The 23109-nt window shown below is 60.7% G+C and carries 18 protein-coding genes; 9 read left to right on the top strand and 9 right to left on the bottom strand.

All coding sequences use genetic code 11. From position 1 onward, the window contains the following. Window positions 1–162: 162 nt before the first annotated feature. Window positions 163–1593, top strand: coding sequence for an exodeoxyribonuclease I (gene sbcB, locus NPS29_RS20790; protein ID WP_274134773.1), 1431 nt, complete (start codon window positions 163–165; stop codon window positions 1591–1593). Between the two features lie 103 nt (window positions 1594–1696). Here sbcB and mvaT read toward each other — a convergent pair whose 3' ends face one another. Further along, window positions 1697–2074: a histone-like nucleoid-structuring protein MvaT gene (gene mvaT / locus NPS29_RS20795; RefSeq protein ID WP_274134774.1), complete on the bottom strand. Its 378-nt coding sequence runs from the start codon at window positions 2072–2074 to the stop codon at window positions 1697–1699. A 347-nt stretch (window positions 2075–2421) separates the two neighbouring features. Here mvaT and purU point away from each other — a divergent pair, with 347 nt between their 5' ends. Together purU and NPS29_RS20805 are read left to right on the top strand one after the other, a co-directional pair. Further along, window positions 2422–3273, top strand: a complete 852-nt coding sequence (gene purU, locus NPS29_RS20800; protein ID WP_274134776.1) for a formyltetrahydrofolate deformylase — start codon at window positions 2422–2424, stop codon at window positions 3271–3273. Between the two features lie 120 nt (window positions 3274–3393). Continuing rightward, the gene (locus NPS29_RS20805; protein WP_274134778.1) at window positions 3394–3588 is read left to right on the top strand and encodes a hypothetical protein; all 195 of its coding nucleotides are present in this window, start codon (window positions 3394–3396) and stop codon (window positions 3586–3588) included. On the opposite strand, the gene NPS29_RS20810 is transcribed toward NPS29_RS20805, so the two are convergent. Continuing rightward, entirely contained in the window at window positions 3565–4560 is a 996-nt protein-coding gene (locus NPS29_RS20810; RefSeq protein ID WP_274134780.1) for a lysylphosphatidylglycerol synthase transmembrane domain-containing protein, read from the bottom strand. The two genes, NPS29_RS20805 and NPS29_RS20810, sit on opposite strands and share 24 nt — an antisense overlap. Window positions 4561–4812: 252 nt before the next feature. On the opposite strand from NPS29_RS20810, the gene NPS29_RS20815 reads away from it, so the two are divergent. After that, on the top strand, window positions 4813–6297 hold the full coding sequence (locus NPS29_RS20815) for a helicase HerA-like domain-containing protein (protein ID WP_274134782.1): 1485 nt from the start codon (window positions 4813–4815) through the stop codon (window positions 6295–6297). 78 nt (window positions 6298–6375) lie between these two features. Here NPS29_RS20815 and NPS29_RS20820 read toward each other — a convergent pair whose 3' ends face one another. Further along, complete coding sequence (locus NPS29_RS20820; protein WP_274134783.1) at window positions 6376–7848, bottom strand: inorganic phosphate transporter; 1473 nt, start codon at window positions 7846–7848, stop codon at window positions 6376–6378. A gap of 228 nt (window positions 7849–8076) precedes the next feature. Next, on the bottom strand, window positions 8077–8274 hold the full coding sequence (locus NPS29_RS20825; RefSeq protein WP_274134785.1) for a hypothetical protein: 198 nt from the start codon (window positions 8272–8274) through the stop codon (window positions 8077–8079). 833 nt (window positions 8275–9107) lie between these two features. Here NPS29_RS20825 and pcaR point away from each other — a divergent pair. The 4 genes from pcaR to pcaD all read left to right on the top strand — a co-directional run bounded on the left by pcaR (window position 9108) and on the right by pcaD (window position 13805). Further along, entirely contained in the window at window positions 9108–9950 is an 843-nt protein-coding gene (pcaR, locus tag NPS29_RS20830) for a pca regulon transcriptional regulator PcaR (protein WP_274134786.1), read from the top strand. Between the two features lie 314 nt (window positions 9951–10264). Then, window positions 10265–11467: a 3-oxoadipyl-CoA thiolase gene (gene pcaF / locus NPS29_RS20835; RefSeq protein WP_274134788.1), complete on the top strand. Its 1203-nt coding sequence runs from the start codon at window positions 10265–10267 to the stop codon at window positions 11465–11467. Window positions 11468–11637: 170 nt separating this feature from the next. Next, a complete protein-coding gene (locus NPS29_RS20840) occupies window positions 11638–12927 on the top strand; it encodes an MFS family transporter (protein WP_274134791.1) in 1290 nt (429 codons plus the stop codon). An 89-nt stretch (window positions 12928–13016) separates the two neighbouring features. Then, complete coding sequence (gene pcaD, locus NPS29_RS20845; protein WP_274134793.1) at window positions 13017–13805, top strand: 3-oxoadipate enol-lactonase; 789 nt, start codon at window positions 13017–13019, stop codon at window positions 13803–13805. A gap of 179 nt (window positions 13806–13984) precedes the next feature. Here the strand turns inward: pcaD and NPS29_RS20850 are convergent, their stop codons facing one another. Genes NPS29_RS20850 through NPS29_RS20860 form a run of 3 tightly spaced genes read right to left on the bottom strand, consistent with a single transcriptional unit; the run spans window position 13985 to window position 19722 of the window. Further along, on the bottom strand, window positions 13985–15451 hold the full coding sequence (locus tag NPS29_RS20850; protein ID WP_274134795.1) for an AdeC/AdeK/OprM family multidrug efflux complex outer membrane factor: 1467 nt from the start codon (window positions 15449–15451) through the stop codon (window positions 13985–13987). Further along, on the bottom strand, window positions 15448–18576 hold the full coding sequence (locus NPS29_RS20855) for an efflux RND transporter permease subunit (protein WP_274134797.1): 3129 nt from the start codon (window positions 18574–18576) through the stop codon (window positions 15448–15450). The genes NPS29_RS20850 and NPS29_RS20855 overlap by 4 nt, the downstream gene beginning before the upstream one ends. A gap of 3 nt (window positions 18577–18579) precedes the next feature. Further along, window positions 18580–19722 carry an efflux RND transporter periplasmic adaptor subunit gene (locus tag NPS29_RS20860; protein ID WP_274134798.1) on the bottom strand — a complete coding sequence of 381 codons (1143 nt, stop codon included), beginning with the start codon at window positions 19720–19722 and terminating at the stop codon, window positions 18580–18582. A gap of 252 nt (window positions 19723–19974) precedes the next feature. On the opposite strand from NPS29_RS20860, the gene NPS29_RS20865 reads away from it, so the two are divergent. Continuing rightward, the gene (locus NPS29_RS20865) at window positions 19975–20643 is read left to right on the top strand and encodes a TetR family transcriptional regulator (protein WP_274134799.1); all 669 of its coding nucleotides are present in this window, start codon (window positions 19975–19977) and stop codon (window positions 20641–20643) included. Between the two features lie 114 nt (window positions 20644–20757). On the opposite strand, the gene NPS29_RS20870 is transcribed toward NPS29_RS20865, so the two are convergent. Together NPS29_RS20870 and NPS29_RS20875 are read right to left on the bottom strand one after the other, a co-directional pair. Then, window positions 20758–22266, bottom strand: coding sequence for an MDR family MFS transporter (locus tag NPS29_RS20870; RefSeq protein ID WP_274134800.1), 1509 nt, complete (start codon window positions 22264–22266; stop codon window positions 20758–20760). Between the two features lie 124 nt (window positions 22267–22390). Beyond that, window positions 22391–22567, bottom strand: coding sequence for a hypothetical protein (locus tag NPS29_RS20875; RefSeq protein ID WP_274134801.1), 177 nt, complete (start codon window positions 22565–22567; stop codon window positions 22391–22393). Between the last annotated feature and the right edge of the window lie 542 nt (window positions 22568–23109).

The following is a 23109-nucleotide window of genomic DNA, read 5'->3' on the forward strand; positions in this document are numbered from 1 at the left end:
GGAAATAAAGTTTGATGCTAGCCAGCGCGGCAGTGCTAAGCAACCGGAGGTTTCATCGCAGAGCTGTGGGAAACGTCTCTAATTGTCAGACCCGGCCTCGGGCGGTCAGGCGATGAGGGTTCATCTGTTAAACTGCGCCGATCATCTGTTCAGGATCCACCCGTGACTTCCAGCATCTTCTGGTACGACTACGAAACCACAGGGATCAATCCGCGCAATGACCGGCCGCTGCAGGTGGCAGGCATTCGCACCGACGATCAGCTCAACGAGATCGGCGAGCCGGTCAATCTCTATTGCCAGCCCAGCGATGACATCCTGCCGCATCCTGCCGCGTGCCTGGTGACCGGCATCACCCCGGACAGGCTGGCCGAGAAAGGGTTGTGCGAAGCTGATTTCATGACCCGCGTGCACGCCGAACTGTCCTTGCCGGGCACCTGTGGCGCGGGCTACAACACCCTGCGTTTCGATGACGAGATGACGCGCTACAGCTTGTACCGCAACTTCTTCGATCCATACGGACGTGAGTGGCAGGGCGGCAACAGCCGCTGGGATCTGATCGATGTGGTGCGCACGGCCTATGCCCTGCGCCCGGAAGGTATCGTCTGGCCGCAGGAAGAGGGCCGCGTCACGCTCAAGCTTGAACGGCTGACTGCCGCCAATGGCATCGATCACGGGCAGGCCCATGACGCACTCTCGGACGTGCGGGCAACTATTTCGCTCGCGCGTCTGATTCGTGACAAACAACCCAAGCTCTACGACTATCTTTTCCAGTTGCGCAGCAAGCACAAGGTCCAGGACCAGATACGCCTGCTGCAACCGCTGGTGCATATATCGGGGCGGTTTTCCGCAGCGCGAAGTTATTTGAGCATTGTTGTCCCGCTGGCCTGGCACCCGACCAATCGCAACGCACTGATTGTCTGCGATCTGTTCCACGACCCTCGCCCGTTGTTGGAGCAAGACGGCGAAACCTTGCGCCAGCGCTTATATACCCGGCGCGAGGACCTGGGCGAAGGCGAATTGCCGGTTCCCCTCAAGTTACTGCATATAAACAAATGCCCGGTAGTCGCACCTTTTAGCGTGCTGCGCGAGGAAGATCGTCTGCGCTTAGAGTTGGATCTGGATGTCTACAGGCAGCGTACCATCGCGCTCCGGGAAGGTCAGGAAATCTGGCAGGACAAGTTGAAAACGGTTTATGCCAGCGAGGAATTCGCTGTCAGCCAGGATCCCGAACAGCAGTTGTATGATGGTTTTATCAACGACCGCGATCGCCGGCTTTGTGAACAGGTTCGTATTGCCGAGCCGCAACAACTGGGCAAAGAGGCGTGGCCATTCGATGATCCACGACTTCCCGAATTACTGTTCCGCTACAGGGCACGCAATTTCTCGGAAACCCTGACTGTCGAGGAGCATCAGCGCTGGCTGAGCTTTTGCCAGTTGCGCCTGAGTGATCCGCAGGCCGGGGCGCCGAACACGCTCAAAGCCTTTACCCGCGCCCTGATCGAACAGTCGCTCAAGGCCACGCCAGAGCAGCTCAAGGTGCTGAGCCAGTGGCAGGACTACGCATTGCAACTTCAGCAACGCGTGGGGTTGTGACCGTTATTGAATCCGCAAGCCGACCCATAAAAAACGCCAGCATCGGCTGGCGTTTTTTCATGTCGCACATCACTGTACAACGGCTGGCGTACTACCCGGGGGATTAGCCCAGCAGGGTTGCCCAGCTTTCAACTTCGTCACCGCCCCACTTGGCTTTCCACTCTTTCAGAGTCTTGTGGTTGCCGCCTTTGGTTTCGATGATTTCGCCGTTGTGCGGGTTCTTGTATTGCTTGACCTTGCGTGCGCGCTTGGTGCCGGTAGTTTTGACGACTGAGCCGCGTGGTGCTTTCAGTTTGGATTCTGGATCCAGCAGCGCAATGATGTCGCGCAGGGATTTCTGGTATTCGCCCATCAGCGTGCGCAGTTTGCCTTCGAACTCAAGTTCTTTCTGCAGTTTGTCGTCTGCTTGCAGGTTTTGCAGGCGGGCTTGCAGTTCTTTGATGGCTTCTTCTGTTGCGCGGTATTCGTTGATCAGGGACATGAGGGCTACCTATGTTGTGATGGGCACGTCGTAATGACGCAATAATAGGCAGAGTATTAGGCCAAGTAAACATTTAAGATAAGTTTTATCTGACGCATTTTGAAATAGCTGTACAAAAAGGTCGTTCGAAGAAACAAGAGTTGTGCAGCCCGGTGCAAAACAGCGCCTCTGTTTAGTGCAGTTATCGCGGGCCGGCCTGGCAGGTGCGCGCGCCTCGAAAACACTGACCCATTACCGCCGATCGGATCCTGATTCGGGCCCTGCAAAATCATCCTCACCCAAATACTGCACAGTCGCCGGGTAATCGCTAGAATAGCCGCCTTTGCGAAGTTCTGGAGTTTCCCCTCATGCGCACTTTTCGTCTGGTGATTGCTTGCCCGGACCGCGTCGGCATCGTTGCCAAAGTCAGTAACTTTCTGGCGTCGTACAACGGCTGGATTACCGAAGCGAGCCATCACTCTGACAACCTCAGCGGCTGGTTTTTCATGCGTCATGAAATCCGTGCCGATACCCTGCCGTTCGATATCGAGGGATTCCGCGAGGCGTTCGCGCCTATCGCCGAAGAGTTTTCGATGGATTGGCGCATCACTGATTCGGATCAGAAAAAGCGCGTCGTGCTCATGGCCAGCCGTGAATCGCATTGCCTGGCGGACTTGTTGCACCGCTGGCACAGCGATGAACTGGACTGCGAAATCGCCTGCGTGATTTCCAACCACCAGGACCTGCGCAGCATGGTCGAGTGGCACAACATCCCTTACTACCATGTTCCGGTCGATCCGAAAGACAAGGAGCCGGCGTTCGCCGAAGTCTCGCGTCTGGTCAAGCAGCATGAAGCCGATGTCGTGGTACTGGCGCGCTACATGCAGATCCTGCCGCCGCAACTGTGCCGCGAATACGCGCATCAGGTGATCAACATCCACCACAGCTTCCTGCCGTCGTTCGTCGGTGCCAAGCCGTACCACCAGGCGTCGCTGCGCGGCGTGAAGCTGATCGGCGCGACCTGCCACTACGTCACCGAAGAGCTGGACGCAGGTCCCATCATCGAGCAGGACGTGGTGCGTGTCAGCCACCGCGACAGCATCGAGAACATGGTGCGTTTCGGTCGTGACGTCGAGAAGATGGTCCTGGCTCGCGGCCTGCGCGCGCACCTGGAAGACCGCGTGCTGGTGCATGACAACAAGACCGTAGTGTTTGACTAATCGCCAATTGTAGGAGCGCGCTTGCCCGCGACCGGCCGTGTCAGACACATCATAGGTGTCAGGATGGACGCGGTTGCGGGCAAGCGCGCTCCTACAGGCAGCACTCTGGAGTCTTTCACCATGACCAACCCCCTCGACAAAGCCACATCCAAGGCACCGCCCACCCTGGGCGAAGGCTGCCTTAGCCGTTATGACCCTGACGCCCTGTCGCCTGAGGATGGCACTGACTTTGAAGGTGCGGCGCAGTTGTGGGAGCAGTTGAAGCCTGACGCCAAGTCCGATGACGAGCCTTCAGGCAGTCTTGATCCGCAGTAGCTTCATCAACAGCGGCCTGCCCACCATCAGCAGGAACACTGGCCCGCCCGCCACCAGATAGAAGTAATAGGTGACGATGCGCCAGATCAGGATTGCAGCCGCCGCCGTCGATTTCCCGACCATGGGCGCCAGCAGCGCGGCCGAGGTCAGTTCTGCTGCACCTGCGCCCCCCGGCGACAGGCTGAATTGACCGGCACTGAGCGACAGCATCTGCACCAGAAACGTCCACGCCCAGTCGATATCCACGCCCAACCCCAGCAACGCCAGGTACATCACGCTGTAGCGCAGGCTCCAGTGGATGCACGTGAGTACGAATACCTTGAACAGGATCCGGTGGGGCATCTTCCAGGTTTCGGCCAGGGCGTCACGAAAATGCAGCAGCTTGCGCGCCCAGCGGATGCGGGTGCTGTTCTTGCGCTTGAGGGCCTTTAGCAGCTTTCCGTTGAACAGGATGATGCGTCGGTGATAACGGGCGAACCCTGCACAGGCGCACAACCCCGCGCCGATCAGCAAGGCGCTGGCGATGAGCATCCATTCCAGGTTTTCACTGAGCTTGTGGAATACCGCGTAGATCAGGATGCCGATCAGGGCCAGCAGGAAGAACAGCAGGTCATTGAGCTGGTCGGTGGCAAAAGCCGCCGTGCTCTTGGCCGGGCCGATGCCGCAACGTGACAGCAGCGCCACCAGCGTCAGTGGTGCACCGCTGCCTCCGGGCGTCGCGCAGTAGGCGAACTCGGTGGCCATGACCACTGCCAGGCTCTTGCGCATGCCGATGCCCTGGGCACTGTCTCCCAGCAGCAGACGCAGGCGCATGGTGTTCATGCACCAGCCCACCAGCACCATGGCGAACATTCCCAGCAACAGCAGCAGCGGAAAGTTGCGCAGGCGATGAAACATGTCGAGGCCGCCCATGAAGAAGGGGATCGACAGGGCCAGGATGAGAATGACAGCCAGCCATACGAGTCGCTTCACGCGGCGGGCCCGGAATCATGGCTCAAGGGGGCGGACCGGGCGGGCCGTTCTGGGGTATGCACGATGGGCACCTTTTTGTTTTGCGTCCTGTGTGGACCGTCCGCAGGGAGGGATGTTCGGCAAGCCTCGTTGGGTCGAGCGCCATTGTAGTGGTCATTTCGCGGGTTGAACTAGAGTGAAGAAACCGTCGCCGGCTGTCGAGGTGGGTCGCCGACGGCCATTTTTCGACAGACACGACCAGCGGGTGACCACATGCCGGATTCTCTACAGATACTCATCGGCGCCAGCCTCGACGGCCAGCCGGTCGGGCAGGCCATGCGTCTGGCCAACCGCCACGGACTGGTGGCGGGCGCGACCGGGACCGGAAAAACCGTGACCCTGCAGCGTCTGGCAGAAGTATTCAGCGATGCCGGTGTAGCGGTGTTCGCTGCAGACATCAAAGGCGATCTGTGCGGGCTGGGTGCGGCGGGCAATCCACAGGGCAAGATCGCCGAGCGGATCGCCGGGATGCCATGGCTCAATCACAAGCCCCAGGCTTATCCGGTCACGCTGTGGGATGTGCATGGCCAGTCCGGTCATCCGTTGCGCACGACGCTGTCGGAAATGGGGCCATTGCTGCTGGGATCCCTGCTCGAACTGACCGACAGCCAGCAGTCTGCGCTGTATGCTGCGTTCAAGGTCGCTGACCGCGAAGGGCTGTTGTTGCTGGACATCAAGGACCTCAAGGCGCTGCTCAACTACCTGCGCGACAACCCGCAGGTACTGGGTGAAGACAGCGCCTTGATGACCACCGGCTCCAGCCAGGCGCTGCTGCGCAGGCTTGCAGTGCTGGAGCAGCAGGGCGCTGAAGCCTTGTTTGGCGAGCCGGCGTTGCAACTCGAAGACATCCTGCAACCGGCCAGCGATGGGCGAGGGCGCATTCATCTGCTCGACGCCAGTCGCCTGGTGCATGAGGCGCCCAAGGTCTACGCGACCTTTCTGTTGTGGCTGCTGGCCGAGTTGTTCGAGCAACTGCCAGAACGCGGAGATGCCGACAAACCGCTGCTGGCGTTGTTCTTCGATGAGGCGCATCTGTTGTTCGCCGACACGCCCAAGGCCTTGCAGGATCGTCTTGAACAGGTGGTTCGGTTGATTCGCTCCAAGGGTGTGGGGGTGTATTTCGTGACCCAGTCTCCCGGGGATTTGCCGGACAACATCCTGGCGCAACTGGGGTTGCGGATTCAGCACGGGCTGCGGGCCTTCACCAGCAAGGAGCAGAAATCCCTGAAGGCCGTGGCGGATGGCTTTCGTCCCAATCCTGAATTCGATGCGCTGGCGGTGCTCACCGAGCTGGGGATCGGCGAGGCGTTGGTGGGGACGTTGCAGGAAAAGGGGACGCCGGAGATGGTCAGGCGCGTGCTGGTGGCGCCGCCGCAATCGCGTATCGGGCCGTTGAGCGAGGCCGAGCGGGCAGCGTTGATCGCGCAATCGCCACTGGCCGGGCATTACGACAAACCGGTCGATCGTGAATCGGCCTACGAGATGTTGCTGGCGCGCAAGGTACCAGAGGCCCAGGCGGCACCGGCTGCGGAGCAAAAGTCCGAGGGTGGATTTGCAGATATGGCGGGCGGGTTTCTCGGCGGATTGGCGGGGCAGGCGGTCAAGAGCGCCATGCGCCAGGCGGCCAGTCAGATTGGCCGGGAGTTGGTGCGGGGCTTGATGGGATCGTTGTTGGGCGGGAGCAAGAAGCGGCGCTAAAGCTAGTAGAAGCGCGGCTTGCCGGCGGGGGCGATCTTGAGGACGCCCCCGCCGGCAAGCCGTGCTGCTACGTATGAATCAGGCCAGTGCCTTGGACGCCAGCCAGAACAGGCCGGCCGACAACGCGACGGTGGCTGGCAGCGTCAATACCCACGCCAGCAGGATGTTGCGCACGGTGCCGCCTTGCAGGCCGCTCTTGTTGGCGACCATGGTCCCGGCCACACCCGAAGACAGGATGTGGGTGGTCGAAACCGGCAACGCGAACACGTTGGCCAGGGCGATGGCGCTGGCGGTGGTGATCTGCGCCGACATGCCCTGGGCGTAGGTCATGCCCTGCTTGCCGATCTTCTCACCGATGGTCAGCACCACACGTTTCCACCCGACCATGGTGCCGATACCCAGCGCCAGAGCGACCGCCAGGATTACCCAGAACGGTGCGTATTCGGTGGTGGTCGTCAGGTCCTTGCGCAGCTTCTCAAGATCGGATTTTTCCCGCGCGTCCAGCGATGGCAGCTTGCTGACCTTGCGTGCGGTGTCATCCAGGCACAGCAGGTAGCGGCGCACTTCGATGCGGTGCTCCGGTGCCAGGCTGTGGTAGTCGGTCACGCCCTTGAGGGTGTTGAGAAGCGCGTCGATGGTCGGCTCGGTCTGCTCCGGGTTGCAACTGAAACGCTCGGGCAGGTCCCCGGTTTTCGACTTGCCCAGCGCCAGGTATTCGCCCAGCGTCGCATTGTTGCGCTGATAGAACTGGGAGAGGTGCAGGGTCGCGTCGCGGGTGCGCTCGATCTGGTAGGTGGTGGTGCTCAGGTCGAGTACGAACTGCGCCGGCACGATACCGATCAACACCAGCATGATCAGGCCGATGCCTTTCTGACCGTCGTTGGAGCCGTGCACGAAGCTGACAGCCATGGCCGAGATCACCAATACCAGGCGATTCCAGAATGGCGGGTGCTTCTTGTCGTCGATGGTGCGGCGCTGTTCCGGGGTCTTGTGCATCTTGGACAGCGGGCGCCAGGCCTTCAGGCCGATGAGCACCAGGGCCGCGACGATAAAGCCCATCAGCGGCGAGAACACCAGCGAGGCACCGATATCGATCGCCTTCTGCCAGTTCACGCCATCGGCCAGCGGAATGTGATTGATCAGTGCGTTGGCCAGGCCCACGCCCAGGATCGAGCCGATCAGCGTGTGGGAGCTCGACGCCGGAATGCCGAAGTACCAGGTACCCAGATTCCAGGTGATCGCCGCAGCCAGCAACGAGAACACCATCGCCAGACCGTGACCGGTGTTGACGTTGATCAGCAACTCGACCGGCAACAGGTGAACGATGGCATAAGCCACGCCGACGCCCCCGAGCAGCACCCCGAGGAAGTTGAACACACCAGAGAAAAACACCGCCAGGTGGGGCGGCATGGCCTTGGTGTAAATGACTGTCGCCACCGCGTTGGCGGTGTCATGAAAGCCGTTGATGAACTCGAAGGTGAGGACGAAAGCCAGGGCGAGCAGCAGGCTCACAATCACCCAGGCATCCAGTCCGCTGAATAAATCGATCATGGAAGGTTTTCTGACCCGGTATTAAGGGGGCGGGATTATGACAGAAAAAAAACTAATCGATAGGCAAGCCGCCAATTGGTAGCGATCTGCAACGAAATTTCTGTCCGGCCACCCCATTGACTTCCTGTCGGGAAGCAAAAGGCATGCTTCAACCTTAGCTGAAACCGGGTCGGGTGCAGGCAGGGCGTGATGGTCGTCCTGCTTGAAGCCTTGTGCAGCCTGGAAGATTCACGGCTCTTCTTTGAGCTCGTTTTCCATTTTCTGCAGTTCTTGCTTGAACGCCTGGTCGAGCAGGCTGGCACGTTTGCGCCATGGCTTGCGTTCAGGCTCGGGCTGAGCGGCGTAGGTGGTTACCTCACCGCCGTAGACTTCCTTGTAACGTTGTTCCTGGCGCTCTAATTCTGCGCGCAGTTCATCTTTGGTCACGTTGTTACCTGATGGTGTCGAGTTTGATTCTGGCGATAACGCAGTGGCGGGAAGTACTGAAGGCCATCGGCAAGTCGACTGGCAAACAACCAACGCGACGAGTCTTGGGCAACAGTATTGAACACTTCTGTCACAAGCGGCTACGTACACCAGAACGACAAAGCTGTCGTAGCTACATTCACTTTGATCCGGTTTGCCAGAGTACTGGCGTATTGACCAGGCTTGCGGCCTGTCTATCGCCGGGCAATGCACTCGGGTAGTGCACGCGTTGCGTGGATTGGATCCAGGCCTTGTTGGTCTGGGAAGCCCGCGCCATGGCGTAATAGCATGTCAATTGACGAGTACTATCTCCAAGAAGAACGCTTGAGTCAACTCTGTGCAAAGCCGTAATTGAATTAATGAGGATTAAATCCGATTTCTTGTACGAAGCGTCCGAAGTTTGTAGCAGTGGATGTCGTGACAGAAGTTTGTTATCTCTGTTGCAGAATGCCTGAGACAAAAAACTGGCGGCGTAATTCCATGGAGTTACGCATCGGGGGATCGGCGGAATGTATCTGAATGTCTACAAATGACATTGTTGATGAAGGGCGTGGAGACAAAAACGGCCTTGCGGTTAGCAAGGCCGTTGCCTGGGACTTCTCAGTGGGTACCTGACCAGTATTTCCAAGAAGCCACACAGTGGCGTGTGAAAGGTATAAGCAACAGCGCAGCGGGTCAATTGCGATTATCGGCCAGTCGTTCGATAATCGCCCAAATCCCCCTTGCCGTCGTTCGAAAAAGAGGCGAGAGTGGCGCTATAGATGGCCTGCGTGGCTGCGACGAACGGTGTCAAGATGAACGATCAACTGCGTAATTCATTCGCCTCGCTGGCTCCGCCCATCGTCGCATCACCTGCCAAACGCATTGCCGCCCTCACCGGTGATCCTGATTTCATGACGTCGCTGGCCCGTGGGCTGGCGGTCATTCATGCGTTTCAGGAGCGCAAGCGTCACCTGACCATCGCGCAGATCAGCCATCGCACCGAAATTCCCCGCGCGGCGGTCAGACGTTGCCTGCATACGCTGATCAAACTCGGTTACGCCACCACTGACGGACGTACCTATTCGTTGTTGCCCAAGGTGTTGACCCTGGGCCATGCGTATCTCTCGTCGACACCGTTGGCTGTTTCGTCCCAGCCCTACCTGGACCGGATGAGCAATCAACTGCACGAGGCCTGCAACATGGCCACGCTCGAAGGGGACGACATTCTTTATATAGCCCGTTCTGCGACTACCCAGCGGCTGATTTCGGTGGATCTGGCCGTGGGTGGGCGCCTTCCGGCGTATTGCACCTCGATGGGCCGGATTCTGCTGGCAGCGCTGGACGATGTGTCATTGCATGAGTATCTGGATCACGCTGACCTTCAGCCCAAGACGAGCCGCACCCTGTGCACGCCCGAGGCCTTGCTCGAATGCCTGCAGCAGGTTCGCCAGCAGGGTTGGTGCATCGTCGATCAGGAACTGGAACAGGGCCTGCGCTCGATTGCCGTGCCGGTGTATGACGCCTCGGGCCAGGTGTTGGCGGCGTTGAACGTGAGCACCAGCGCCGGGCGAGTGGCGCGCAGTGAACTGGAGCAGAAGTTCTTGCCGATCATGCTTGATGCCAGCCGGGATTTGAGTGCGCAGTTGTTTACCTGAGTTCGCTTGGGGGCGGCGGCGTTCTTGAGATTGCTCCCGCGGGCAAGCCCGGCTGCTACGGGAGCTGTGGCGTTCTGTATATCCAGGGCTGACCGCGCACCGTAGCAGCACGGCTTGCCGGCGGGGGCGATCTTGAAACCGCCATCGCCGGCAGCAGGACTGCTACGGGATGAGACGCTCACAGGATCTGTTCGGTTATCGAACGCTTAGTCGATTATCGGATTGTCCCGCTGTGCGCTCAGGCATAACCTCCATCACATCCTGGCGATGCAAGCGTGTGCCGTTGCCAGACATGGTCAGGTAATGGGAGAAACATGATGCGTGACGTTTTTATCTGCGATGCAATCCGCACTCCGATTGGCCGGTTTGGCGGCGCGTTGGCCACCGTTCGTGCTGACGATCTGGCCGCGCTGCCGATCAAGGCCCTGATGGAGCGCAATCCATCGGTGAACTGGAACGAGGTGGACGAGGTGTTCCTCGGCTGCGCCAACCAGGCCGGCGAAGACAACCGCAACGTGGCGCGCATGGCTGCACTGCTGGCGGGCCTGCCGTACACCGTACCGGGCGTGACCCTGAACCGCCTGTGCGCCTCTGGCCTCGATGCCGTGGGCAGTGCGTTCCGTGCAATTGCCAGCGGCGAGATGGAGCTGGCGATCGCCGGCGGCGTGGAGTCCATGTCCCGTGCGCCGTTCGTGATGGGCAAGGCCGACGCCGCCTTTGGCCGTGGCCAGAAACTGGAAGACACCACCTTGGGCTGGCGTTTCGTCAACCCGCAGATGAAAGACCAGTATGGCGTGGAAACCATGCCGCAGACCGGCGACAACGTTGCCGAAGATTTCAAGGTGTCCCGCGAAGACCAGGACGCCTTTGCCCTGCGCAGCCAGCAGCGCACCGCAGCAGCCCAGGCCAGCGGCTTTTTCGCTGAAGAAATCGTGCCGGTGCGCATCGCCCACAAGAAGGGCGAAACCATCGTCGACAAGGACGAGCACCCACGCGCCGACACCAACATGGAAGCGCTGAGCAAGCTCAAACCGGTCAACGGCCCTGGCAAGACGGTCACGGCAGGCAACGCAGCGGGCCTGAACGATGGCGCGGTGGCGCTGATTCTGGCCTCCGCCGAAGCCGTCAAGAAACACGGCCTGACCCCGCGCGCTCGCGTACTGGGCATGGCCAGCGCCGGTGTCGAACCTCGGGTGATGGGCGTGGGCCCTGTGCCTGCGGTGCGCAAGCTCGTCGAGCGCCTGGGCCTGGCGGTGTCGGACTTCGACGTCATCGAACTCAACGAAGCCTTCGCAAGCCAGGGCCTGGCGGTGATGCGCGAGCTGGGTCTGGCGGACGATTCACCCAAGGTCAACCCGAACGGCGGCGCCATTTCCCTTGGCCATCCTCTGGGGATGAGCGGGGCGCGCCTGGTGCTGACGGCGTTGCATCAATTGGAAAAAACCGGCGGCAGCAAGGGACTTGCCACCATGTGCGTCGGCGTAGGACAGGGCCTGGCCCTGGCAATAGAAAGATAAACGCCACACAACGCGATCAACCACCCGAGCCCATCAGGTTGCCTCCACGAAAAGGCAACCCGAGGGCTTGGGCGGTTGTCCTTGTGATGTCGAAGTGTTACTGCTTAAGTCTTAGTGTTACAGGTTATGTCGTAGACTGACTGGCCTTTAAAAAATATGGGGAAACAATAATGACAACGACTCACTACACCGGAGAAGAAAGGAGCAAACGGATCTTTGCGATTGTGGGTGCCTCTTCGGGCAACCTCGTGGAATGGTTCGACTTCTACGTCTACGCCTTCTGCGCCATCTATTTCGCACCGGCTTTCTTCCCGTCCGACGACCCGACCGTGCAACTGCTCAACACCGCAGGCGTGTTCGCTGCGGGCTTCCTGATGCGTCCTATCGGTGGCTGGCTGTTTGGCCGCGTGGCCGACAAACATGGCCGCAAGAACTCGATGATGATCTCGGTCCTGATGATGTGCGCAGGCTCGCTGGTGATCGCCTGCCTGCCCACCTACGCCTCGATCGGTGCCTGGGCGCCATTCCTGCTGCTGGTGGCGCGTCTGTTCCAGGGCTTGTCGGTGGGTGGCGAATACGGCACCACGGCCACTTACATGAGTGAGGTGGCCCTGCGCGGACAGCGCGGTTTCTTCGCCTCCTTCCAGTACGTGACCCTGATCGGCGGCCAACTGCTCGCCGTGCTGACGGTCGTGATCCTGCAGCAATTTCTCAGCGCTGACGAACTCAAGGCCTACGGCTGGCGGATTCCGTTCGTGGTGGGTGCCATCGCCGCCGTGATCTCGCTGCTGCTGCGTCGCTCGCTGAAGGAAACCACCACCGCCGAAGTGCGCAAGGACAAGGACGCTGGCAGCATGTCCGCGCTGTTCCGCAATCACTCCGGCGCGTTCATCACCGTGCTGGGTTACACCGCCGGTGGCTCGCTGATTTTCTACACCTTCACCACGTACATGCAGAAATACCTGGTGAACACCGTGCACATGGACGCCAAGACCGCCAGCTACATCATGACCGGGGCGCTGTTCCTGTACATGTGCATGCAGCCGGTGTTCGGCGCGCTGGCCGACAAGATCGGGCGTCGTGCCTCGATGCTGTGGTTCGCAGGCCTGGGCACAATTTGCACGGTGCCGATCCTGATGACATTGAAAACCACCACCAGCCCGGTTCTGGCCTTCGTGCTGATCACCCTGGCGCTGGCCATCGTCAGCTTCTACACCTCGATCAGTGGCCTGGTGAAGGCCGAGATGTTCCCGGTGCATGTCCGCGCGCTGGGCGTGGGCCTGGCGTACGCCGTGGCCAACGCCATCTTCGGCGGCTCGGCGGAATTCGTGGCCCTGAGCTTCAAGAACATGGGCTCGGAAAACACCTTCTACTGGTACGTGACCGCCATGATGGCGATCGCCTTCCTCTTCAGCCTGCGTCTGCCGAAGAAACCCGAATATCTCCACGAAGATCACTGATTCAACCGCGCGCGCCTTTGATCGGGCGCGCGTCATCCATACTCTTCAATGACTTTCTCGCAAAGTGCTCGACATAAAAGGGAGCTGCTATGGCATTCGTACAACTTGAAGACGGTGAAATGCATTACCAGATCGACGGCCCAGCCAATGCGCCGGTGCTGGTGATGTCCAACTCGCTGGGGACCGACCTGCACATGTGGGACGCGCAGGTTCCGGCGTTGAGCAAGTCGTTCCGGGTGGTGCGTTACGACACCCGCGGCCATGGCAAATCCCTCGTGACCCAAGGGCCGTACACCATCGAGCAACTGGGGCGCGATGTGCTGGCGCTGCTCGATGCGCTGAAGATCAAGCAGGCGCATTTCTGCGGGTTGTCCATGGGCGGCCTGATCGGCCAGTGGCTGGGTATTCACGCCAATGACCGCCTGCACAAACTGATCCTGTGCAACACCGCAGCCAAGATCGGCGGTCCGGAAATGTGGGATCCGCGCATCAAGATGGTGGAGGAGGGCGGCGAACAGGCAATGAAGGAACTGGGCGCCGGTGCCGTGGGACGCTGGTTCACCCCGGACTTCGCACGGGACCACGCCGACAAGGTCACGCCGGTGACCGATGTACTGGCCTCGACTTCACCCCTGGGTTACGCGGCCTGTTGCGCGGCGGTACGCGATGCCGATTTCCGCAAGCAGTTGCACACGATCACGGTGCCGACGCTTATGATCTGCGGCAGCCACGATGCGGTGACCACCGTGGCGGATGGGCACTTCATCCAGAACCACATTGCCGGTTGCCAGCTCTCGGATTACTACGCGGCGCACCTGTCCAATGTTGAATTGGGCGAGGTGTTCACTTTGCGCGTGACGGAGTTTCTGCTGAGCTGAGCGAGCGCCGCGATCCCGTAGCAGCACGGCTTGCCGGCGGGAGCGTCGTGTCAGGCAATACATCTCTGTCTGATCAACCGCCCCCGCCGGCAAGCCGTGCTGCTACGGGATCTCGGCGGTACGGTAATCCGAGGCAATAAAAAACCCACCAAGAGGTGGGTTTTTTATGAAGCGATGAATCAGAACATCCGCATCGGCGGCACGTCGCCCGCCGTCGGCTTCTTCTCGCCGGTCTGGGTCTGTTCGTACCAGCCGCCACCCAATGCCTTGTACAGGTTGACCTCACTGGTCAGCTGCGACAGGCGATCGGTGATCAACGACTGCTGCGCGCTGAACAACTGACGCTGGGCGTCGAGGAAGGTCAGGTTGCTGTCGACGCCGATACGATAACGACGCTCGGCCAGGCGGTAGTAGTCCTGGTTGGCGGTGACGAAATCGGTCTGCGCCTTGAGCTGGTCGGTGAAGGTCTTGCGCGAGGCCAGGCCGTCGGAGACTTCCTGGAACGCGGTCTGAATCGCCTTCTCGTAATTGGCAACGCCGATGTCTTTCTGGATCTTGGAGTAGTCCAGGCTGGCGCGCAGGCTGCCGGCGTTGAAGATCGGCAGGTTGATCTTCGGCGTGAACAGCCAGGTGCCCGAACCGCCCTTGAACAGGCCACTCAGATCACCGCTGGCGGTCCCGGCACTGGCCGTCAGGCTGATGCTGGGGAAGAACGCCGCACGGGCCGCGCCGATGTTGGCGTTGGCAGCCTTGAGGCTGTACTCGGCCTGCAGGATGTCAGGCCGGCGTTGCAGCAGTTCGGACGGCAGGCCAGGTGGCATCTCGTTGAGCATGTCGGCGCTCAGCGGTTTGGACGCTGGCAGGTTGGCTGGCAGACCGGTACCCAGGAGCAGGACGAGGTTGTTCTCATCCTGTGCCACCAGGCGCTGGTACTGCGCCAGCTTGACCCGGGCGCTCTCGACGGACGTGCGCGACTGCGCCAGGTCCAGTGCCGAGGCCACGCCGACTTCGCTGCTGCGCGAGGTCAGACGGAAGCTTTCTTCGAAGGCGCCGAGGGTGTCCTGCGTCACCTTGTACAGCTCTTTGTCGGCCTGCCAGGTCAGGTAGGCGTTGGCGACGTTGGCCACTAGGCTGATCTGCGTGCTGCGGCGGGCTTCTTCGCTGGAGAAGTACGTCTGCAGGGCTTGCTCGCTCAGGCTGCGAACGCGACCGAACAGGTCCAGTTCATAGGCGCTGACACCCAGGCCCACCGAGTACTGGCTGGTGATGCCGGCCTGGCCGCTCTGGGACAGATCGGCCGGCACCCGCTGGCGGGTCCCGGTGGCGTCAGCCGCGACCGCCGGGTACAGGTCCGCACGCTGGATGCGGTACTGCGCCCGGAAGGCGTCGATGTTCAAGGCCGCGACACGCAGGTCGCGGTTGTTTTCGAGGGCAGTCTGAATCAGTTGTTGCAGCGCCGGGTCCTGGAAGAACTGGCGCCAGCCTTGCTCGGCGGCAGCCTGGTTCGCCGCCTGGGCCGGCGAATACGCCGGGCCTTGCGGATACTGGGCGGCCACCGGTGCTGCAGGCTGCTTGTAATCGGGGATCAACGAGCAGCCGCTAAGAACGATCGCGGTCACTGCCAGAGAGATCAGGGACTTGCTCATTGGCCAGCCTCATCGTGTGGGATATGTTTCTGTTTGCTCTTGAACAACCCGGACACCGATACGAAGAACAGCGGTACCCAGAAGATCGCCAGGATGGTCGCGGTAATCATACCGCCGATCACGCCTGTACCGATCGAATGCTGGCTGCCGGAGCCTGCGCCGGTGGAGATGGTCAGCGGCACCACACCGAGGATGAACGCGGCAGACGTCATCACGATCGGGCGCAGACGCATCCGGCACGCTTCGACCGCTGCGTCGATCAACGACTTGCCTTGCTCATGCAGTTCCTTGGCGAACTCGACGATCAGAATCGCGTTCTTCGCCGCCAGACCCACCGTCACCAACAGGCCTACCTGGAAGAACACGTCGTTGGACAGCCCTCGCAGACTGGTCGCCATCAGTGCACCGATGACACCCAGCGGCACCACGAGCAGTACGGCAATCGGAATCGACCAGCTTTCGTACAGCGCTGCCAGGCAGAGGAATACCACCAGTACCGAAATTGCATACAGCGCCGGTGCCTGGGAGCCGGAGAGACGTTCTTCGAACGACAGACCCGTCCAGGAATAACCGATGCCCTGTGGCAACTGCTGCGCCAGCTTCTCGATCTCGGCCATCGCCTGACCGGTACTGTAGCCCGGCGCCGGAGTACCGAGAATCTCTTCGGCCGGTACACCGTTGTAACGCGACAGTTTTGGCGAACCGTAGACCCACTCGCCGGTGGCGAAGGCGCTGAACGGCACCATGGTCCCGCTGGCGTTGCGCACGTACCACTTGTTCAGGTCCTCAGGGCTCATCCGCGACTTGGGATTACCCATGATGTAGACCTTCTTCACCCGACCGCGGTCGATGAAGTCGTTGACGTAGTTACCGCCCATCGCCACCGACAGCGTGGTGTTGATGTCGGTTTGCGTCACGCCCAGGGCGCGGGCTTTTTCGTCATCGATGTTCAGCTGGTATTGCGGCTCGTCCGTCAGGCCGTTGGGGCGCACGCCTGCCAGGATCTTGCTCTGCGAAGCCAGGCCCAGCAGTTGGTTACGTGCCTGCATGAGTTTTTCATGGCCAAGGCCAGCCTGGTCCTGCAGGTACAGGTCGAAACCGGTGGCGTTACCCAGTTCCAGTACCGCAGGTGGCACCACGGCGAAGGACATCGCGTCACGGAAGCCGAAGAAGTGTTGCTGGGCACGCTTGGCGACTTCGAACACGCTGTTGGACGAATCACGCTCATCCCACGGCTTGAGCAGCACGAATGCCAGGCCCGAACTCTGACCGCGACCTGCGAAGTTGAAGCCGTTGACCGAGAACACCGATTTGACGCCCGGGTCGGTCAGCAGGAATTCGCGCATCTTGTCCAGGGTGCCCTGGGTCCGCTCGGCGGTGGAGCCGGGTGGAGTCTGGACCTGGGCGAAGATCACGCCCTGGTCTTCTTCTGGCAGGAACGCGGTCGGGATGCGGGTGAACATCCAGATCATGCCGGCGAAGATCAACAGGTACGCCAGGAACGCCGGGAACTTGTGGCGAATGACGTTGCTGACGCCGCGCTCATAGCTCAATACGCTGCGGTCGAAGGTACGGTTGAACCAGCCGAAGAAACCCTTGCGCGGCTGGCCGTGCTTTTCAGGGTCGATGGGCTTGAGCATCGTGGCACAAAGCGCCGGGGTGAAGACCAGCGCGACCAGTACCGACAGCGCCATGGCAGACACCACGGTGATCGAGAACTGCCGGTAGATCACGCCCGTGGATCCGCCAAAGAACGCCATCGGCAGCAGTACCGCCGACAGCACCATGGCGATACCGACCAGAGCGCCTTGGATCTGCTCCATGGACTTGCGGGTGGCTTCCCGAGGCGACAGATGCTCCTCGGCCATCACCCGCTCGACGTTTTCTACCACGACGATGGCGTCGTCCACCAGCAAGCCGATGGCCAGCACCATACCGAACATGGTCAGGGTGTTGATGGTGAAGCCGGCTGCCGCGAGGATCCCGAAGGTACCGAGCAATACCACCGGCACCGTCATGGTGGTGATGATGGTGGCGCGGAAGTTCTGCAGGAACAGGTACATCACCAGGAACACCAGGATGATCGCCTCACCCAGGGTGTGGACCACGCCGGTGATGGATTCCTGGACCACAGGCGTGGTGTCGTACGGGTAGACCGCTTTCATGCCAGGCGGGAAGAACGGCTCCAGACGGCTGATCGTCTCGCGGATGGCCTTGGAGGTGTCCAGTGCGTTGGCACCGGTCGCCAGCTTGATCGCCAGGCCCGAAGCCGGTTTGCCGTTGAACTGTGCGTCGACGCTGTAGTTCTCGCCGCCCAGGCCGATGGTCGCGACGTCTTTGAGGCGGACTTGCGAACCGTCCTGGTTGACCTTGAGCAGGATGTTGCCGAACTGGTCGGCGTTCTGCAGGCGGGTCTTGCCGATGATGGTGGCGTTGAGCTGCTGGCCCTTGACCGCAGGCAGGCCGCCGATCTGGCCGGACGACACCTGGACGTTCTGCGCGGTGATCGCCGCTTTCACGTCGACCGGGGTCAGCTGGTAGTTGTTCAGCTTGTCCGGGTCGAGCCAGATGCGCATCGCGTACTGGGCACCGAACACCTGGAAGTCACCCACACCCGGGGTACGGGCGATCTGGTCCTGGATGTTGGAGACGATGTAGTTGGACAAGTCTTCCTTGCCCATGCTGCCGTCTTCGGACACCAGGCCGATCACCAGCAGGAAGTTCTTCACCGCCTTGGTCACGCGCAGACCCTGCTGCTGCACTTCTTGCGGCAGCAGCGGGGTCGCCAGGTTGAGCTTGTTCTGAACCTGAACCTGAGCGATGTCCGGGTTGGTCCCCTGGTTGAAGGTCACGGTGATGGTCATGCTGCCATCGGAGTTACTTTCAGAGGAGATGTAACGCAGGTTGTCGATACCGTTCATCTGCTGTTCGATGACCTGCACCACGGTGTCCTGCACGGTCTGTGCAGAGGCACCCGGGTAGGTCACCTGAATGGCGATGGCCGGTGGCGCAATGGCCGGATACTGGTTGATCGGCAGCTTGAGAATCGACAGCGTGCCGACCAGCATGATCACGAGGGCGATAACCCACGCGAAAATGGGTCGATCGATGAAAAACTTCGACATGAATCAGTTACTCCCTTGGGCGGGAGCCGGGGCGGCAGCCGGTTTCACGTTGGTGGCGTCCGCTACGGTCACCTGGGCACCGGGCTTGACGTACTGCAGGCCTTCGGTGATCACGCGATCGCCCGGGTTCAGGCCCTTGTCCACGACCCAGTCAGTGCCGCTGGTACGGGTGGCCACCAGGCTGCGCAGCTCGACCTTGTTGTCCTGGTTGACCACCAGGGCGGTCGGGGTGCCTTTCAGGTCACGGGTCACGCCTTGTTGCGGCACCAGGATTGCTTTCTCGTTCACACCGGATTGCAGGCGGGCGTGCACGAACATGCCAGGCAGCAGGGTGTGGTTCGGGTTCGGGAACACTGCACGCAGGGTCACGGAACCTGTGGTCTGGTCGACCGATACTTCGGAGAACTCAAGCTTGCCGTCAACCGGGTACTGGCTGTTGTCTTCCAGGGTCAGCTTGACCTTGGCGGCGTTGTCACCGGCCTTCTGCAGCTTGCCGCTTTCCAGTTCGCGGCGCAGACGCAGCATCTCGGTCGAGGACTGGATCACGTCGACGTAGATCGGGTCCAGTTGCTGAATGGTGGCCATCGCATCGGTCTGGCCATTGCTGACCAGGGCGCCTTCAGTCACGAGCGAGCGACCGATACGACCGGAAATCGGCGCATACACTTTGGTGTAGCGCAGGTTGATTTCGGCGTTCTGCACGGCAGCCTGGGCTTCGCGGGCGTTGCCCACTGCGGTGTCGTATTCCTGACGGCTCACGGCCTGTTCGTTGATCAGCTGCTTGTAGCGACCGGCCAGCGAGTTGGTGGCATCGTAGGTCGCCTTGGCGCTGTTCAGGTTGGCTTCATACACCGCTGGATCGATCTGATACAGCTGTTGGCCGGCCTTGACGTCGGTGCCTTCGGTGAACATGCGCTTGAGGATGATGCCGTTGACCTGCGGACGCACTTCAGCGACGCGGTAGGCGGTGGTGCGGCCCGGCAGGTCGGAAACCAGCGTGTAGGGCTGGGGCTGGATGGTCACGACGCCGACCTGAGGAGGTGGTGGGGCAGCAGCTGCCGCTTCTTCCTTCTTACTGCATCCGCTGAGCAGCGATGCCAGGGCGACGGCAGTGACCAGTACGGTAACAGCTGGCTTGAATTGCATGAAAATCCTCGGGTCAGGAGCAACGCTCATGAGAAGTGAAAAGGGCTTAAAGGGTTTTCCGGCTGGATAAGTAGCAAGCTAATGAATATACTTACGTTCACGGTTGTTTGTAAACACCCGCACGTGCGACAGACGAACGCACTGCCGGTATCGATCGCTCTCGCGGGACAAGGCAATACAAATGCCGCCCGCTATGCTGTTCAGGCCACTCGACCGCAGAGCCTGAAGCATCTTCATTGAGGTTTTACTGCCATGGTTCGACGCACGAAAGAGGAAGCACTGGAAACGCGCAGGCAGATTCTTGAAGCCGCCGAGCAGGCTTTCTTCGAGCGCGGCGTGGCGCGCACCACGCTGGCCGACATCGCGACCCTGGCAGGAGTGACCCGCGGCGCCATCTACTGGCACTTCAGCAACAAGGCCGATCTGGTGCAGGCGATGCTCGACAGCCTGCATGAGCCGCTGGAAGAAATGGCGCGCGCCAGCGAGAGCGCCGACGAATTGGACCCTTTGGGATGGACACGTAAGCTTCTGGTTCATTTGTTTCAGCAAGTTGCTACGGACCCAAAAACCCGCCGCATCAATGAAATTCTTTTTCATAAATTCGAATTCACCGATGAAATGTGCGACATGCGGCGCCAGCGGCAATTCGTCTGGCTCGACGCCAACGAGCGAATCGCCCTGGCCTTGAGCAACGCCGCCCGCCAAGGCCAACTCCCCGCTGACCTGGACTCGCAGCGAGCTGCCGTTTGTCTGCATGCTTATATACACGGCATTCTGGGCCAGTGGTTACTGGTGCCTGACAGCTTCCCTCTGTTCGAGGACGCCGAACGACTGGTCGATACCGTTCTGGATATGCTTCGCTACAGCCCCGCCTTGCGAGGCGCTGCGCCCCGGCTGCCCGCCGATGCCACCGCACTATAACGGCGTGGCGCATAGCCTGCATCTATACCTAGGTTCTACCGGGTTGAACAGGTGGTTTACCTGCTCTTTACCCTGAAATTTCTGTCATTCAGCCGGGCGACAGCAACGGGCCGTTCAGCGGTCCTTGTCTTCACGGCCACGCAACACGGTGTTGGGCATCGCCAGCGCCGCCGACAACCCCAGTAACGAAACGGCGGCGCTTGCCAGCAACAAGTGCTGGAACGTCATCGCCAATTGACCTCGCAACAGCTCAAGCGCCGGGCCGCTGACCTTGTTCAGGCTGTCCATCAACAGGTTTCCGGACTGCCCCTCGCCACCGATCGCGCCAGCGCTGAGCTGATCCAGACCGGAGCCTGCCAGCATCGCCAGCAACAGCGCCGACATGCTCGCCACACCCACCGCGCCGCCCAGCGAGCGGAACAGGTTGGTGGTGCTGGTGGCCACGCCCATGTCTTTCATTTGCACCGAATTCTGCGAGCCCACCAGCGACGTCGGGAACTGCAAGCCGCAGGCGATGCCGGTCAGCACCATGAACAGGCTGGTCAGGACGACTGAGTCGGCCGGGGTGAAGGCAATGCCGATGATGGTCAGCGGCATCAGCAACGCGCCGCTGAGGATGATGGGTTTGTAATGGCCGGTCAGCGAGGTGCGGCGGCCGCCGAAGTAGGCGCCCATGGGCATGCCGATGGCCAGCGGCATCAGGTGCAGCGCTGCGCTGTCCGCGCCGCCGCCGGTGACGGTCTGAAAGCGCAAGGGCAGCAGGACGATCAGCGAAATGGCCTGGAAGTTGGTGAAGAACACCGTGCACCAGCACAACACTGCACTGCGGTTGGCGAACAGGTGCATCGGCAGCAATGGCTCGCGCGCGCGGCGTTCATGGACAACGAACAGCATCAGTGCCAGCAGGGCCACGCCCAGTTGCGTCAGCACATGAGGGTTGCGCCAGCTGTGGCCCTGACCAATTTCGGTGATGCCCAGGAGCAGCGCGGTCAGGCCGACGATCATCAGCACAGTTCCCAGGTAGTCGATGATCGGTTTGCGTTGCGGAACCGGCAGGCCGATGAGTGTCTTGCGCGCCACCCACCAGGCAATGAAACCCAGCGGCAGGTTGATGATGAACACCCAGCGCCATGACAGGTATTCAGTCATGAAACCGCCGAGCACGGGGCCCGCGACACTGGCGACCGCGTACATGCTGCTGAAATAACCCTGATAGCGGCCACGCTCGCGGGGTGGCACGATGTCGCCGATGATGGCCTGGCTGACCGAGACCATCCCGCCCGCACCAATACCCTGCAGCACTCGCGCCAGCACCAGTTGCTCCATGTTTTGCGCCATGGCGCAGAACAGCGAGGCGAGGGTGAAGGTTCCCAGGCCAAACAGCATCAGGCGCCTGCGGCCGTAAAGGTCGCCCAGTTTGCCGTAAATCGGCACGGCGACGGTCAGGGCCACCATGTAGGCCGAGATCACCCAGGCGAGGAGGTCGAAGTCGTTGAACTGGGCCGAGATGGCGGGCATCGAGACCGCGACGATGGTCTGGTCCAGCGCACTGAGAAAGACGGCCATCATCAGCGCGAAAAGAATGCTGCGGATGTCCGTATGGGATTGATTCAGACTGGTCACGGGGCAGGACTCGAACAGGCAGTTTGACCCGCCGCAATCACGGCGGGGGAGTGTGCCCAGTCTAATCCGTTAGCTTCCTAATCGATAGCGTGCAGGTGCCGTTTTATCGAGTCAGCTGGATAGGTCAGCGCAGTGAGCTGAAGGTGGCATCGGCGGGGGCGCAATGGCCGAAGGTGCAGACCAGGGCGCCGCGTGGCTGTTGTCGCAGTTGTTCGATCCGGTAGGCGCCTGCGCCATAAATGGCCAGAACCACTGCAACGGCGACTACATAAACGCATTGTCTTTTTATTGTGGTTTGCATGACAGTTGCCTCGATCCGGTTAAAAAATGATCTTTTCTACGGATAAGGTCAGTGTAGGCCCGTATCGGGGGTGATGGCGTGGTGATGGGTATTGAATGTTTATATCGGCGGCGCCGGGGTGTTGGCGTTATGACGATGGAACTAAATCTGCTGATCGTTCCTATGATCGTTCCCACGCTCTGCGTGGGAACGGATGTCTTGACGCTCCGCGTCGGCTGGCGACGCTGACGTTGCGTGTATATCCGTTCCCGAAGGTGATGCTGATTCAGCTTTCCGCCCTTACGGCGGGTCACTTTTGGCATTCGCCCCAAAAGTAACCAAAAGGTCTTTGCGACAGGCTGGGGTCCTTCGGACTTCCCTCGACTCCGGCGTCGTTCCGGGGGCACGCCATGATGGGCCATCCATGGCCCGCACGGCTTTCGCGGCATCCCTGCCGCTCATCCCCCTCCACGACACCTGCGCTCGGCCTGGCGCCTTGACGTCGCATCCTGCGGCGCCTGCACCATCGCGCACGAAGATCAAAAGCAAAGGCACAAGAGCGC

Origin of the sequence: Pseudomonas putida (assembly GCF_028682175.1) — a bacterium.
GTDB classification, from domain to species: domain Bacteria; phylum Pseudomonadota; class Gammaproteobacteria; order Pseudomonadales; family Pseudomonadaceae; genus Aquipseudomonas; species Aquipseudomonas putida_AD.